Below are 14069 nucleotides of genomic sequence, written 5' to 3'. Positions count from 1 at the left end.
GACAATATGACGCATGGTTTTCGCTTACGTGAAAGCGCGCAAGAAATTTCGAAACGTTCAAATATTTTCTGTGGAGACACCCGCCGCTGCGCCGCATCTCCACGATTCAATTATGCAATCAATGATAGAAAATTGATTGAGCATCCGCGCTACGCCGCAGATCGCAAAATCGCTGCAATACAACGTAATCAGTGCGAAAGGTGCTTGGAGCGCATCACCTGGCGAAGCGCAGCATAGTGCTGGTCATGCACGTCTTGATTGAATAGCGACCATGGCTCGGCGCTGGCCAACAGCGCAGGCACTGCAGCAGCCATCAGATTGCGATAATTCCTGAACTCGGTTGCGGCATCCGCGTTGCGCCCTGCCGCAACCGCCATCTCGATTCGCCGCAGCGTGAGCACGAGCTCCTTGAGGCCGTTGCGCGCAAGTACGCGCTGCTGCTCGCCGCCCGCGACGCTGGTGTTCTTGCGATCGGGATATTGCTCGGTCAACTCGCGCAGTTCGCGGCCGATCGTATCGACCGCAAGTGCGACGATGTCCTTGTCGCCGGCAGGAATCGCAGTCGCGAGCACCGTTGAGAAATCGTTGATCTCTTTCAGCGTTGCACCGGCACCGTCGCGCTCATAGGGCTGCACGCCATCGCCGACCGCCGTGAGATAGGCAACGAGGTCGTCCTTGCCCTGCGCCGAGAGGTCGAGCTGAAAGGTCCGGTCGAAATAGTCGACAACCTGGTTGTAATTGTCGAAGCGGCCATCGTGGAAGTACGGCGCGTTGAAGTCGGCGTTGCGCAGCGTCGGCGTCTTGAACAGGCCGCCGGAACCGATGTCGTGCTGCTGGTGATCGACGAAGCCGGACGACGGAACGTGGCATCCCGCACAACTCAATGATGGATCGTGCGGGAACGGCTTCGCGAACAGCGCTTCGCCGCGGCGCTCCGCGTCGGTGATCTTGCCGGCCAGCCGCCCGGCGGGACCAAGGCTCGGATTGGGCAGGAACTCGATGTCGTGAATATACGCCACGATCGCATCGAGCGTTGCCGGCGACGGCTCCGGACCTGCGAATTCGCTGGTGATGACGTTGTGGACGAAGTCGCGCAGCGAGGCGAAGCGGCCGTCTGCGCCGTAGGGCGCAAGATAGCGGGCGCCGCGCAGGCTCGGGATCCGCACGGGATCGAACGCCAGATTGTTGGCCTTCGGATTGAACAGCGGACCGGTGGTGTCGAACGTGCCGGGCCGGCTCGACATCTTCGGCATGAAGAATTTGGCGTTGTTCGCGCCATTGACGTGGCAGGTGCCGCAGCTCACGCCGGCCTGTCTCGCCACATCACCGAGCAGCCCCGGCGAATTGAACGCGAGATCGCCGAGATTCACCAGATAGGACTTGGCTCCGGTCCGCTCGGACTGGAACACCTCGCGCGGCTTGTCGAGCGCATCCTCGTTCAGCTCGGTCGCAACAGGCAGCACGGTCTTGTCACCGTCGACCGGAAACGCCACCGCACGCCCGAGCAGTGCCAGGGCGATGACACCGGAGAGCGGCGCAGCCAGACGCAGGTGAAGCGATCTCATCGCGCCTGGGCCTCCAGGGTCGGCCGTTGCAGCCCGAGCTTTGCCGAGGCGCTCTGCAACGCAACGACCAGTTCCTCGCTGGTCTGGCGCAGATCGGCAATGTTGACATGCGGCAGGTCGGGCGTGGCGACGATCGCTTCGAGCTGCTCGATCCGGTTGGTCACCATCTCGTCGAGCTTGCCGTCGACCGTGTTGAGCGCGGCCGAGAAGATCGTGTGGTAGGCGAAATCGATGCCGGCGATGTTGTTGCGCATGTCGTCGAGCGAGGTGCCGCTGATGCGCGACTCGCCGCCATCGGCCTTGCTCTCTCCGACCTCGTAGGCGAGCCGCACCGTGCCATCCAGGAGGCCCTGCGGCGTCAGCTTGATATCCTTGAGCTTGCCGTGGAGATCGTTCAGATGCTCGACAAGGCCGGTCGCATCGGCGGCAACGTCGGTGCTGGCAGCTCCGAACAGTTTCGCCTCGATGGCATGGAACCCGCTGTCGGCGTTCGGCCAGGCGTCGATCTGCGCATCGAGCTCAGGCACGAAGCCTGCGGTGAACACCTCCGAGCGCTCCCAGCCGGCGCGCGCCGACAGCCAGGCCTTCTTCGCTCCAGGCAAATCTGCCGCCGCGGCGCGCTCGCGCAGCGCGCGCGCGCCTGTCAGCGCACTGGCGACACCCTCGATCAAATATGGTCGGTAGCGCTCGGCGCCCTCCTCAAGAGCGCCGGCATTCGCGGCGCGCACGCCTGCGAACGCTGCCAGCAAAGCAAGGCACGCCGCCACCTGGATCTTGTGCATAGTCAACCCACTCGTCTGCCACGAAGGGCTCGCGGCATGTAGCGGGGCGAACTATTGTCGGTATCCTATGCGGATTTGTGACAGCGCGGACTTTTTGTCGCACCTTTTTTGCTTCGCCAGCGTCGGTGACGATCACAATCTCGCAAACTCGTTCGCGCTGCTGTAGACCGATTGAAATTGGACTGTTCAACGCGCGTGAGTTGTTGCAACACAACGCCCGCACCCGTCACTTGTCCGTCGCCATGCAGATTGATCGAGAAGCTCTTTATCTTATCGGATCTTACGGGGCGCTTTGCATACTCTGCTGCGCCGTCGCGCTGATCGATCTTCGCCACGGCATCATTCCCAATTGGCTGAACCTTGCGATCGCGGCGCTCGGTCTCGCCAACGTCGTCGTCACCGAAGGCACGATGGCCGCCTTCACCGCCATGGGAATCGCGGTCCTGATCGGCATCCTGTTCCTGCTGTTGCAGCGTGTTTACTTCGCCTTGCGGCAAGTCGACGGATTGGGACTTGGCGACGTCAAGTTTCTTGCCGCCGCGGCGATCTGGGTCGGTGCGACAGGCATTCCGACCTTGCTGCTGATCGCGGCAATCGCGGCGCTCGGTGTTGCCGGCGGCCTGCAACTCGCCGGCCACGAAATGAAGCGCCAGACCTCAATCCCGTTCGGCCCGTTTCTGGCGCTCGGGCTTCTCGTGACGCCGGCGCTTCAGAGCTGGCTCGCGTTGAACTAGCATCTCGCTCCGACGCGCCATCACATCTGGCGCCGCGCAGCCAAGGGCTTCCTCTCCGTGCTGACCGGAACGAGGCGGACATCGCCGCTCTCATCACCGCCGGGCTGAGGCAATGTGAGTACCGCCCCCTGATCGTCCTTCTGCATCGTGACTTCGCGTCCATTGATGGTCCGCAGCTTCCAACCCTGGAAGTCATCGCCGATCTTCAGCCGCAGCGCCGTCTTGGTCGATTGATCGAGAAAGATCCCGAAGCTTTCGTCATCTCCCGCGATCGTGCCGACCAGCGACAGCGGCGGTGGCTCGATCGCGACCTTGCGCGGCGGCGCCGGCGCCGGCTTGCTGACCTCCGGTTCCGCAACGACGGCGGGCGGAGGCCGCCGCGACGGCGAGAACACCGGGCGGTCGCGCGTGTTGGACAGCGTCTTGAGCGGGATGCCCCACAACGGATTTGCGCTGAGCGGCCGGGGCGTCGGTGCCGACGACGGGGCCACCCGAACCGACGTCGCCGGTTCGGACGGTGGCGGTGAACTCAGCACCGGTCCGCCAAGACGGGTATCGTCGAGCATCCCGGCGTCCAATGCATCGCCGGATGGGGCAGGCACCGCAGCCGGCGCCGAATAGGCCGACACCGCCAACAGCACGATGGTCGTCGCCAAGCATCGCATCATTTGGCTCCTCGCCATTGTCCGGAGACGCCGAGCAGCACGCGCAGCTTGCCGGGATCGGCGCCCTTGGCGGCCTCGTCGGCGACGGGTTGCACGACCAGCTGGTCGATGAACAAGAATGGCATGCCGGCTTCCAGATCGTAGAGCACCTGCTGCAATTGCGCCTGCTCGATCTCGCTGCTCGCGACCATGCTGATGAAGCCGGCCTTGGCCGGCGCGTTCGGAACATCGAGCTGCGTCGACAGCACATTGCCGCCGGCCTTGATCACCGCCCCCGACACACGTTGCAGCAAGGTGGCGCCGGCGACCGTGACGGTCGCCCCCTCGAGATAGGCCGAGCCGGTCGGCATCGCGGGTTGACCGGGCGCGGTATTCGCCCTGGATCGCCCCTCCAGTTGCTCCAGCATTCCGGCCGATGCCGCGACATCGCTGCGCCGGCCGATGATGTCCGAGAGCGATGAGATGACGACAAAGAGCAGCAGCACGAACAGGCCGAGATAGCTCGCGGCCGCGACCATTGGCGAGGTGCTGACAGCCGTCAGCGATCGGGATGCTGCGCTCATGAGCCGGACCCAAAATAGGCTGAGATGTTGGCCTCGACGTGGAACCGCTCGGCCGATTCATTCGCCGCGCGCGTCGTCGGCGCGAAGAACGTCGCGCGGGTGAATTGCGGTGACTGCTCGAGCAGGCGGATCAGGGACGGCGCATCCTGGGTCAGTCCCACCACCTGCACCTTGTTGCCCTCGATGCGGAGCTCCGTCACATAGGTCGTGTCGGGCAGCACGCGCGAGACCGCTTCCAGAACCATGACGCTCGACGGCGTCGTCTGCCTGCGCTTGGCCAGCAGGCCGAGCCCGGACGAGTCGCCATTGGCATCGAGACGCAGCGCGGCGCGGCGCTGGGCGATCCGGTGTTGCAGGTCGTCCTGCTCTGATTGCAGCCACCCGCCGAGATAGATGTTCAGCAGCAGCGAGACCGCGGCCGCGGCCGCCGTCGAGACCAGGCCGACGCGCAACAGGCGCGTAACCGAAGGCCCGGCAAGGCCGCGCAGCGACTTGTCGAGCAGCGTCACCTGCTGCGCGACGCCGTCGCCACCAACCGCCGGCGCCGAAACCGCCACGGAGGCGGCGCCGAGCACCCTCGCCATCCGGATCAACGGATCGACCTTCGTCGCCGCGGTCGCGCCGAACGCGACTTCAATGCGGTCATTGGCGATCGGCTGCGGCGAACTCCAGCCAAAGACGGCATCGGCGGCGCTCCATGGTGTCAGCCGGTCGACCTGCGCGCGGATCATGCCGTCGAGGAATTCGCTTGCCTGGCTCGGGAAATCGAGCACGCGGCTGACGATCTGATCCGGTCGCAATCGCACCTCGATGCGGCTGCCGTCGAACGCGATCTTCCAGTCGGCCGGCAGCGGGGGCTGCGGCGCATCGTGATCAAGCCGGAACGAAACCGGCGTCGAAGGCGAGCCATCCTTCGAGACCGCGAGGTGCGCGGTGAACGTGCCGTCGCCATTCTCGTCGAGCTCGATGCTGCGCCGGCGCATGAACCTGCCTGCGACGCCGTCGACGGCCGTCGCGACCGCGCCGATCCATTGCTCGAACCATTGCCGTGCCTCGGCAAGCATTGCCATTATCCTCTCTTGCGCAGCAGAACCGGGTTTCGCGGCTCGACATCGTTTTGCCAGGACAACACCCGATAGGGCTCGACCTTGTCACCGAGTGCGATCACCGCCTCGGACGTGGTGCGGTGACCGTTGCGGAAGCGGATCGAGATTGCGATCCGATAGCACGGGCTCTGCGCCGTCGATGCCGCGCTTTGCTGGCTTGAGGCCTGCGTTCCGGCAGCGATGCCGTTCGGCGAAGCCGGGCGCGCGCCGAAGCCGTCCTGGTCCTTCCCCGACGCCTTATCGACGGCGAGAGCGACTTCCGGCGCGGCGATGGTCGGATCAACATCCGGACCGCCGTTGAACACCGTCACGAACGGCAACACGCGATCGACAAACGCTTCGGGGATGCCGGCGACCAGCGCCAGCTCGTTGACATGGGTGAACAGCCCCTGCCGCGGCGAATAGCCAAGCGCGTTGTAGCGTGCCGCCTCCACATTCTCGCTGCCCGGCGCGGGCCGGGTTCGCCAGCCGGCGATCCGGTCGGCATATTCGCTGGCGGCGTCCTTTTGGGCGCCGAGCACGACGAACAGGCCGATCAGCATCTCCTTCGACGCGTAGTTCAGATCCAGGCGGCCGGCCTCCGACGTGAAGGTGACGCCGACGCTGGCATCGTCCAGCCCGAACTGAAACGCCCCGTACTGCGGCCTCGTCTTCTCGTCCGTCAGCGTCAGCTGATAGGCCGTGAGCTCGAGCCCGGCCGACACCAGCGCCTCGGTCTGCAACGAAAGGTCGCTGGCCGCCAGCGCGCGCGCCGACGCAGCCAGATAGGCCGAGAAGATGATCGCCAGCGACGACAGCGCCAGCAGGATCCAGAGCACGGCAACGATGACGAAGCCGCGATTGGCCGGCGATCGGCCGATATTGCTGGACGCGCGCATCACGTCTTCCCCTGATCGGTGGGACTGCCGGAACTCTGCTTGTCGCCGCAATTGCCGTCCGGCTTGGTGCAGTCGCTCGGAATCTGGACATGGACCGGCGCGATGGTCGAAACCGACAGGACGCGCTGGCTCGCCGCATCGCGCACCGTCAGCCGGATCATCGCCGGCAGCCTGTCGGCGTCCTTCCACGCGCTCCTCCAGGCCCGGTCAGCGCCGGCATAGGCGAACGACAGCCGATAGGGCGCACGCAGCAGCACCACCGGGCTGCCGAGATGGACCTGCTCCGACAGCGACACCCCGTCGGCCAGCGGCGTGAAGCGCGTCTGCGTGCGAACCGTGACAAACTCGCCGCGATCGCGCGTCTCGCCAAGACGCACCACGTCGAGCCCCGGCCCCGCATTCGGCCCCACCGATGTGCGCACGAACATCACGGACAATTCCGATCCGTCGAACAGCGGCTTGTGGCTGTCGCGGTTGGCGGCAACGAACTCCGCGGCGGCAAGATCGGCGCCGATCCGTTCCAGCGCGATCCCGATCAATTCGCTGCGCTGGATCCGGTCGAGGCCCCTGTTCCAGCTCGGCAGCCATTGCGCCGTGATGCTGGCGAGCGCCGACAGCAACAGCCCCATCAGCGCCAGCGCGACGATGGTCTCGATCAGCGTGAAGCCGCGCTCGCCCGTTCGCTGGTCTGCCCTTGCCCGGGTCATTCCGACGACCTCGGCATCAGGCGCACGGTGCGAATGTCGGACAGCGCGCCGCCCGGAGATTTGACGCGAATGCGCACCAGCTCCGGAGCCCATGGCACATTGCCCTCGGGCACCTTCCAGTCGCCGCCGAGCGGAGCGACGTCGATGGTCCAGCGGTAGCCTTCCGCCTGCCCTGTCGAGGTGCCCGACTGCAATTCCGCGCGGGGCGGGATGCCGACCGTCATCAAGGTGCGCACCGCCTGCATCAGCGCCACGTGCTGCTCGAGCGCCCGCACGCCGCGCGTCTTGACGCCCATGACGGCGCCGATCGCAACGATCGAGACAGCCACCAGCGCCAGCGCCACCAGCACCTCGATGATGGTGAACCCCGCTTCCCGGCGGTTAGTTGGCGGCGACGTCGCGAGCAACGATTTCAACCCTTCCGGTAAGCCAGTTGACGCGGACCTCGTATCCCGCATCGAGCCGCGTCAGCGCGATGGAGCCGCCGCAGGAACCGCCATTGGCGAAGAAGCGGATGGTCGACAGTGCGGCGCGGCGCTGACAGCTCTGCGGCAGCACGGCATCGAACCGCACGTCCTCGGGGATCCGCACCGTCATGCGCGACGCGCCGGAGTGGATCACCCGGCTCGGTGCATCGACCAGCGTCGCAACGCTGGTGCTGCGCTCGATGGCCGCATTGCGATCGGCCTTCAGCAGTGTTGCGGTCTGCAACGCATAGGCCTGCAGGCGCGATCGCGAGGTCTGGTGCGGAATGAACGGAAGCAGCACGGCCGCCAGCAGCGCGACGATGGCGAGCACACACACCATCTCGAGCAGGGTGAAACCGCGCTGCATCGCGTCGTTCATGCCTGCCATGCATCCTTACTGGTCGTTGTTGGCGGCGGTGGTCTTCTCGAGCGAGATGTCGGCGGAGGTGCCGCTGCCGCCCTCCTGACCATCGGAGCCGTAGGAGACGATGTCATACGGCCCGTGTTCGCCCGGCGAGCGATAGAGATAAGGATGGTTCCAGGGATCGTTCGGAACGTTGCCCCCCTTCAGATACGGGCCGTTCCAGGCCGCGACTCCCGGCGTGCGCCGGACCAGCGCGGCAAGGCCCTCAGCCGTCGACGGGAAGCGCCCGGCGTCGAGATAGAACAGGTCGAGCGCGCTGGAGAAGCTCTGCAGCTGAATGCGCGCGGTCTTGACCTTGGATTCGCTGAGATAGTTGAGCACGCGCGGGCCGATCAGCCCCATGATCAGGCCGATGATCGCGATCACGACCAGCATCTCGACCAGCGTGAAGCCCTCCTGCCCCGAACGCCTCTGGCTTTGCGACGTTGTGCGAGCGCGTCCCGCCCGCGTGGCGAATGCCTTTATGATGGTGTTGCGCGATATCATGGCCGATGACCCCTGCTCTAACCGACTAGCTGCGTGACCGAGAGCAGCGCCGTCATGACCGACACGATCAGTCCGCCGACCACGGTGCTGATCGTGATGATCGCCAGCGGACCGACGATGCCGACGACCCGGTCCAGGCTGCGCTGCAATTTTGCTTCGTAGAATTCCGCGACCCGCCCGGCCAGCACCGGCAGCTGCCCGGTCTCTTCACCGAGCCGCAGCATGCGGACCGCCATCGGCGGCAAGCTGTCCGCCACGGCGAGTGCTTCCGATAATTTGCCGCCATGGCGAACGCGGTCGGCCGCCGCGGTCCAGTTCGCCTCGCTTCCGGTCACTGACATGATGTCGACCAGGATGCGCAACGCCGCGGTGAGGTTGACGCCGCTGCCGAGCAGGACACCGAGGTTGCGGCAGAACAGGCTGGCGCGATAGAACTGGAAGGCGCTGCTGATACCCGGCACACGCGAGATGGCGTTGACCAGGGCGGCGCGGACGCGCGCCTGCCGCAGCAGCCACCATGCGAGCGCAATCGTGGCCGCGCTGATCAGGCTCGCCGCGGTGGCATTGGCGCGAAGGAAATCCGACACCGCGATGAAGCTGGCGAGCGCCGTGTCCGACTTGCCGCCGAAATCGCCGAGCACGGTCGAGAATTGCGGCAGCACGAACAGCAGGAAGAACAGCATCACGCCGGATGCCGCGACCAGCACGAAGGCCGGATACTGCATGGCGTCGGTCAGCTTGCGCCGCATCTGCTCGGACCGCGCGCGCTCGGTGCCCAGCATCTCCAGCACGGAATCGAGCGTGCCGGAGATTTCGCCGACCCGGACCAGGGCGATGTACATCGGCTGGAACAGGGTTGGATGATCGGCGACCGCGTCGGCAAAGCTCTCGCCGGTGAGCAGGGCGGCGCGAATTTTCGCCACCACCGGACGCATCCGGCCGACATCGGCGTCGCCGGACAAAAGCTCCAAGGCATCGTCGAGCCGCGCACCGGCCTTGAGCAGCAGCGCGAGATCGCGCGTGAACGTGGTGACCTCGGCCGCGCTCGGCCCGCCGAACAGGCTGCGGCTGCCGGCGGCGCCGGATGCGCGCTTGTCCTCGGTGGTCTCGATCGGCAGCAGCTTGAGATATTCGATCCGCCGCGCCACCTCGGCCGCGGTCGGGGCGGAGATCGTGCCGTTCACGATCTCGCCGGCCTGGGTCAAAGCGCGATAGCGATAATTCGGCACGGCGTCACCGCACCGTTGCGACGCGGAGGATCTCGGCGGGCGAGGTCAATCCGGCGCGGCATTTCGCGACCCCGTCGTCGAGCATCGTGGTCATACCCGAGCGGATCGCCATCGTATCGATCTTCAGCCCGTCGGTTCGCTCTCCGATCAATTCGCGCAGTTCATTAGACAGTTCGAGCAATTCGAACACCCCGAGGCGGCCGCGATAGCCGGTCCCGCCGCAGCGCTCGCAGCCGCAGGGCTCCTGAATGATCTCGTCCACCTTGAAGCCGAGCGCGGCGAGCCGGGGATCCTCGGTGAAATCGGCTGTCGCCAGCGGCCGCGCCGTCTTGCAGCGCTCGCAGAGTTGCCGGACCAGACGCTGTGCGATCACACCGCGCAGCACCGAGCGCAGCAGATAGCCCTCGACCCCGAGGTCGAGCAGGCGCGGCACCGCGGCCGCCGCGGTCTCGGTGTGCAAGGTCGTCAGCACCAGATGCCCGGTCAACGCCGCATGCACCGCGACATGCGCGGTCTCGGAATCGCGGATTTCACCGACCATGATCACGTCAGGGTCCTGGCGAACGAAGGACCGCAGCGCGGTGGCGAAGGTCAGGCCGATCGCGGGCTTGATCTGGGACTGGTTGACGCCGGGAAGCTCGTATTCGACCGGATCCTCGATGGTCAGGATCTTGCGGCTCGGCTCATTGAGGATCGACAGGATCGTCGCCAGCGTCGTGGTCTTGCCGCTGCCGGTCGGTCCCGTGATCACGACCATGCCGTGCGGCAGCTTTAAGAGCCGCCGCAGCTTGGCTTCGTCGGGCTCGGAGAACCCGAGCTTTTCGACCACCAGCAGGCCGCGATCCTTGGGCAGGATGCGGATGACACAGGATTCGCCGTGCTGCGTCGGCATGATCGCGACGCGGATATCGATGTCGGTGCGACCGGCCCGCAGCCGGGCCGCGCCGTCCTGCGGCAGGCGGCGCTCGGCGATATTGAGGTTGGCGATGATCTTGATGCGGGAGACCACCGCCTGTGGCAGCACGCCCGACAGCGCGGCGACCGGCCGGAGCAAGCCGTCGATCCGCAAGCGCACCATCAGGCCGGCGGAAAACGGTTCGATATGGATGTCGCTGGCGCGAAGCTCGACGGCCTTCTCGATGAGATCGTTGACCGCGCGTACCACCGGCGCGCCGCTGGCGAGATCGCGCAGGCTCTCGATGTCGTCTTCCCGGGGCAGCGCCGCCGCGTTATCGGCGGCCTCGGCCTCCTCGGCGCTGGAAGAGTTGTTCAGCGCGATGGCGACGTCTTCCGACGAAGCCACCTTCACATCGATATCAGCGCCAAGCACGATCTGCGCCGCCCGCAGCGTCGCTTGGTCGGTCGGATCGACGACCGCGAGCACTGTGGTCCCGTCGGCCGCCCGGCACGGATAGACCATGGTCTCGCGCAGGAAGCGCGGCGAGAACGACCCGACCAGCGGCTCGGCCGAGGTCATCTCCTGGAGCGTCAGGCGGCCGAGCGCAAAGAAGCGCGCGGCTTCGTCGGCGAATTCGGTCGGCGAGAGGCTGGTGACCTCCCACAGCTTCAATTGCCTGACGTCGGCGCCCTGCCCGGTCCGGTCAGCCGGTCCCTCGACCGGCGCCAGGTGATTGTTCTGACGCAGATAATCCACGAACCGAACGGACAGGTCGTTGGCCATTCTCGATATCCCGCCACACTATCCCGGATCAGTTCGTGCCAAGTGCCGCTGCGCGCCGTCGTGTTCGGCTCCCGGCAATTGTGCGGTTATCGATCCGAAGTGTGACAGCTGTGCGAAGTCACATCATTCGCCCCGCTCAAGAAACTTTGAGGGTGGCATCGCGGACACAAGCAGCGCGCCGGCTGCACAATTCAGGTGCGATGCGATGGGCAGGTCGCGAACGACAATCATGTAACCAATTTATTTCTGTCATGTTCGATCGCTAAGAGTCCCTCCGGGGCAGGACCGATCGTCGCAAGCAATCGAAATTTCAGTTAGTCAAAGCGAAGGGCCTTCATGCAACGCGTAGGCACAGTGGGCCGCTGCCCGACGATCCGTGGCGGCCTCGCAGCCATTTTTGCCTTGACGTCACTGGGGTTGTTGGCCTCCTGCAATTCCGCGACGGTCGGCGAGAGCGTGGATGCGTCCCAACTTGACGTCACCGACAAGGTGCGCTCGCTGGATCTGGCGCAGCGTCAGCCGCAACCGGTGGGCGCACTGGCGGCGACGGGCGGCGGCCAGAGCGGCAGCGTCCGCGCGGCGATGTATGACGGAAGCGAAGTGACGGCGGTCGCGGACGCGCGGCCGCAGCCGGCGTCGAACGGCAATGGTTTCGATCTGAATTTCGAGAGCACGCCGGTGGCGACCGTCGCCAAGGTGGTGCTCGGCGACATTCTGCATGTCGGCTACACCATCGACCCGCGGGTGCAGGGCACGGTCAGCCTGGTCTCGGTCCGCCCGGTGCCGAAGTCCGACATGGTCTTCGTGCTTGAAAACGCACTGCGCCTGAGCGGCGTCGTGCTGCTCAAGGATACGGCAGGCTATCGCCTGACGCCGCTCGGCGACGCCGTCGGCGGCGGCCGCGTCGATGCCGCGGCGGCCAATCCGGAACCCGGATTCGGCATCTCGGTGGTCCCGCTGCAATATGTGTCGGCGCAGACCCTCATGAAGCTGACCGACAGCTTCGCCACCAGGGCGGGCGCGATCCGCGCCGACACGACGCGCAATCTGCTGCTGATCCAGGGCACCGGCGCCGAGCGCCGCACCGCGGTCGATACCGTACTCAGTTTCGACGTCGACTGGATGCGCGGCCAATCCGTCGGCATCTTCCCGATCTCGAGCGGCTCGCCCGCGCCTGTCATCGCCGAGCTGGAAAAGATCGTCGATTCCGGCGAGAACGGCCTCAGCCAGAACGTCATCAAGTTCATGCCGATCGCACGCCTGAACGCGGTGCTGGTGGTGACCAAGAAGCCCGACATGCTGCACACGGCCGCGACCTGGATCAAGCGCCTCGACCGCAACGACACGGCGCGCACCTCGGTCCATGTCTACCGCGTCAAATACGGCGATGCGCGCCAGATGGCGCGGGTGCTGACCGACATGTTCCTTGGCGGATCGTCCGGCAACCTGCTCGACAGTGCCGACAGCCAGCTCGCGCCCGGCTCCGGCACCTCGTCGACCTCAAGCGTCGCCGACCGTCTGTCGCTCAACAACAACAACGGCTCGAATTCAGGCATGAGCGGCTTCGCATCCCGCGGCACGTCGGGGACAGGCGCAACAGGCCAGGGCCTGGGCCAGGGATTTGGCGCCGGCGGGCAAGCGAACAATCCCAACATTCCGGGCCAGGGCAACAATGCCGCGCTGGATGCCGGACGCGGTGCCGGCGGCGGCAACGGCCAGCCCGTCATGCAGGACGTCCGCATCACGCCCGATGTCGTGAACAACAACCTCCTGATCTATGCCGACCAGGCCAACTACCGGATCATCGAGGCGACACTGCTGCAGATCGACGAGCCGCAGCTCCAGGTCGCGATCGACGCGACGATCGCCGAGGTCACGCTCAACAACACCCTGTCCTATGGCGTGCAGACCTATCTCACCAGCCAGAACCTCGGCCTGAAGCCGAACACCGGCTCGATCCTCGGCACCCAGGCCACTTCCGCGCCTGCGACCACCACGGACGCGACCACCGGCGCGGTCTCGGTCGCGGGATCGCTCACCAATGCCTTCATCAACCAGAGCTTCCCGGGCTTCAACTTCCTGATCGGAAATGCAACGCAGCCGAGCCTGATCCTGGATGCGCTGCACGCCGTCACCAGCGTCAAGGTGCTCTCCAATCCCTCGCTGGTCGTGATCAACAACCAGGTCGCGACCCTGCAGGTCGGCGACGTCGTCCCGGTCTCGACCGGCAGCGCGACGGTGCTGACCACGAGCAACACGGTGGTCAACACCATCGACTATCGCAACACCGGCATCATCCTGAAGGTCTCGCCACGCGTCAGCGTGAACGGCACCGTGCGGCTCGATGTCGAGCAGGAGATCAGCAACGTTCCCCAAAGCAACGGCAGTACGGTCAACCTGACGCCGACCGTTTCGGAGCGACGGGTCAAGAGCCAGATCTCGGTGGCCAACGGTCAGACCGTGCTGCTGGCCGGCCTGATCAGCGAACAGCAGAGCGGCGCCCGCAATGCGCTTCCGGTGCTCGACCAGATTCCGGGCCTCGGTGACGCCTTCGGACATCAGAGCAACGGCACCCAGCGGACCGAGCTGATCATCTTCATCCGCCCGCAGATCATCCGCAATGGCTCTGACGCCCAGACCGTGGCCGAGGAGCTTCGATCGAAATTGCGCGGCAGCATCGCCACGACATCGACCAATGCGCCGATCACCACCAGCTATCACTGAGCCGGACAGCAGGATGCGCCGCGTTCTCGCACAACGGACAGCCCTCTCGGCTTCGCTT

At 65.6% G+C, this 14069-nt stretch carries 14 protein-coding genes; 2 read left to right on the top strand and 12 right to left on the bottom strand.

The genetic code is table 11. The features are described from left to right. Positions 1 to 188 precede the first annotated feature (188 nt). Positions 189 to 1565, bottom strand: a complete 1377-nt coding sequence (locus JEY66_RS05070) for a cytochrome c peroxidase (RefSeq protein ID WP_016845252.1) — start codon at positions 1563 to 1565, stop codon at positions 189 to 191. Beyond that, complete coding sequence (locus tag JEY66_RS05065; protein ID WP_016845251.1) at positions 1562 to 2347, bottom strand: EfeM/EfeO family lipoprotein; 786 nt, start codon at positions 2345 to 2347, stop codon at positions 1562 to 1564. Before JEY66_RS05065 ends, JEY66_RS05070 begins: the two co-directional genes overlap by 4 nt. 77 nt (positions 2348 to 2424) lie before the next feature. Here JEY66_RS05065 and JEY66_RS05060 point away from each other — a divergent pair, with 77 nt between their 5' ends. After that, positions 2425 to 3081, top strand: coding sequence for a prepilin peptidase (locus JEY66_RS05060; protein WP_244620867.1), 657 nt, complete (start codon positions 2425 to 2427; stop codon positions 3079 to 3081). Between the two features lie 20 nt (positions 3082 to 3101). Here JEY66_RS05060 and JEY66_RS05055 read toward each other — a convergent pair whose 3' ends face one another. From JEY66_RS05055 to JEY66_RS05010, 10 genes are read right to left on the bottom strand one after another with little or no spacing between them, the layout of a single operon-like run. Further along, the gene (locus JEY66_RS05055) at positions 3102 to 3746 is read right to left on the bottom strand and encodes a hypothetical protein (protein ID WP_240536814.1); all 645 of its coding nucleotides are present in this window, start codon (positions 3744 to 3746) and stop codon (positions 3102 to 3104) included. Beyond that, positions 3746 to 4309 carry a type II secretion system protein GspM gene (gspM, locus tag JEY66_RS05050; protein ID WP_038378692.1) on the bottom strand — a complete coding sequence of 188 codons (564 nt, stop codon included), beginning with the start codon at positions 4307 to 4309 and terminating at the stop codon, positions 3746 to 3748. Before gspM ends, JEY66_RS05055 begins: the two co-directional genes overlap by 1 nt. After that, a complete protein-coding gene (locus tag JEY66_RS05045; RefSeq protein WP_018268969.1) occupies positions 4306 to 5379 on the bottom strand; it encodes a PilN domain-containing protein in 1074 nt (357 codons plus the stop codon). Before JEY66_RS05045 ends, gspM begins: the two co-directional genes overlap by 4 nt. Further along, positions 5379 to 6293, bottom strand: coding sequence for a type II secretion system minor pseudopilin (locus JEY66_RS05040; RefSeq protein WP_018268970.1), 915 nt, complete (start codon positions 6291 to 6293; stop codon positions 5379 to 5381). The genes JEY66_RS05045 and JEY66_RS05040 overlap by 1 nt, the downstream gene beginning before the upstream one ends. Continuing rightward, positions 6293 to 7000, bottom strand: coding sequence for a PulJ/GspJ family protein (locus JEY66_RS05035; protein WP_016845245.1), 708 nt, complete (start codon positions 6998 to 7000; stop codon positions 6293 to 6295). Before JEY66_RS05035 ends, JEY66_RS05040 begins: the two co-directional genes overlap by 1 nt. Further along, positions 6997 to 7416, bottom strand: a complete 420-nt coding sequence (locus JEY66_RS05030; protein ID WP_240536811.1) for a prepilin-type N-terminal cleavage/methylation domain-containing protein — start codon at positions 7414 to 7416, stop codon at positions 6997 to 6999. The genes JEY66_RS05035 and JEY66_RS05030 overlap by 4 nt, the downstream gene beginning before the upstream one ends. Further along, positions 7382 to 7846, bottom strand: coding sequence for a type II secretion system protein (locus JEY66_RS05025; RefSeq protein WP_016845243.1), 465 nt, complete (start codon positions 7844 to 7846; stop codon positions 7382 to 7384). The genes JEY66_RS05030 and JEY66_RS05025 overlap by 35 nt, the downstream gene beginning before the upstream one ends. Positions 7847 to 7861: 15 nt before the next feature. Continuing rightward, complete coding sequence (gspG, locus tag JEY66_RS05020) at positions 7862 to 8377, bottom strand: type II secretion system major pseudopilin GspG (RefSeq protein WP_016845242.1); 516 nt, start codon at positions 8375 to 8377, stop codon at positions 7862 to 7864. A gap of 17 nt (positions 8378 to 8394) precedes the next feature. Further along, entirely contained in the window at positions 8395 to 9606 is a 1212-nt protein-coding gene (locus tag JEY66_RS05015) for a type II secretion system F family protein (protein ID WP_016845241.1), read from the bottom strand. A 4-nt stretch (positions 9607 to 9610) separates the two neighbouring features. Beyond that, the gene (locus JEY66_RS05010) at positions 9611 to 11287 is read right to left on the bottom strand and encodes a GspE/PulE family protein (RefSeq protein WP_016845240.1); all 1677 of its coding nucleotides are present in this window, start codon (positions 11285 to 11287) and stop codon (positions 9611 to 9613) included. Between the two features lie 336 nt (positions 11288 to 11623). On the opposite strand from JEY66_RS05010, the gene gspD reads away from it, so the two are divergent. After that, positions 11624 to 14011, top strand: a complete 2388-nt coding sequence (gspD, locus tag JEY66_RS05005; RefSeq protein WP_170198517.1) for a type II secretion system secretin GspD — start codon at positions 11624 to 11626, stop codon at positions 14009 to 14011. Positions 14012 to 14069 lie beyond the last annotated feature (58 nt).

The organism is Bradyrhizobium elkanii USDA 76 (assembly GCF_023278185.1).
Taxonomy (GTDB): domain Bacteria; phylum Pseudomonadota; class Alphaproteobacteria; order Rhizobiales; family Xanthobacteraceae; genus Bradyrhizobium; species Bradyrhizobium elkanii.
The sequence above is the reverse complement of the archived record's forward strand: the minus strand, read 5'-3'. Positions and strand labels throughout refer to the sequence as shown.

What these genes read in the sequence shown, in the direction of transcription:
- gspM (WP_038378692.1), bottom strand. Translation starts at nt 4,309, where the DNA reads ATGAGCGCAGCATCCCGATCGCTGACGGCTGTCAGCACCTCGCCAATG.
- JEY66_RS05035 (WP_016845245.1), bottom strand. Translation starts at nt 7,000, where the DNA reads ATGACCCGGGCAAGGGCAGACCAGCGAACGGGCGAGCGCGGCTTCACG.
- gspG (WP_016845242.1), bottom strand. Translation starts at nt 8,377, where the DNA reads ATGATATCGCGCAACACCATCATAAAGGCATTCGCCACGCGGGCGGGA.
- JEY66_RS05055 (WP_240536814.1), bottom strand. Translation starts at nt 3,746, where the DNA reads ATGCGATGCTTGGCGACGACCATCGTGCTGTTGGCGGTGTCGGCCTAT.
- JEY66_RS05040 (WP_018268970.1), bottom strand. Translation starts at nt 6,293, where the DNA reads ATGCGCGCGTCCAGCAATATCGGCCGATCGCCGGCCAATCGCGGCTTC.
- gspD (WP_170198517.1), top strand. Translation starts at nt 11,624, where the DNA reads ATGCAACGCGTAGGCACAGTGGGCCGCTGCCCGACGATCCGTGGCGGC.
- JEY66_RS05065 (WP_016845251.1), bottom strand. Translation starts at nt 2,347, where the DNA reads ATGCACAAGATCCAGGTGGCGGCGTGCCTTGCTTTGCTGGCAGCGTTC.
- JEY66_RS05045 (WP_018268969.1), bottom strand. Translation starts at nt 5,379, where the DNA reads ATGGCAATGCTTGCCGAGGCACGGCAATGGTTCGAGCAATGGATCGGC.
- JEY66_RS05070 (WP_016845252.1), bottom strand. Translation starts at nt 1,565, where the DNA reads ATGAGATCGCTTCACCTGCGTCTGGCTGCGCCGCTCTCCGGTGTCATC.
- JEY66_RS05025 (WP_016845243.1), bottom strand. Translation starts at nt 7,846, where the DNA reads ATGAACGACGCGATGCAGCGCGGTTTCACCCTGCTCGAGATGGTGTGT.
- JEY66_RS05010 (WP_016845240.1), bottom strand. Translation starts at nt 11,287, where the DNA reads ATGGCCAACGACCTGTCCGTTCGGTTCGTGGATTATCTGCGTCAGAAC.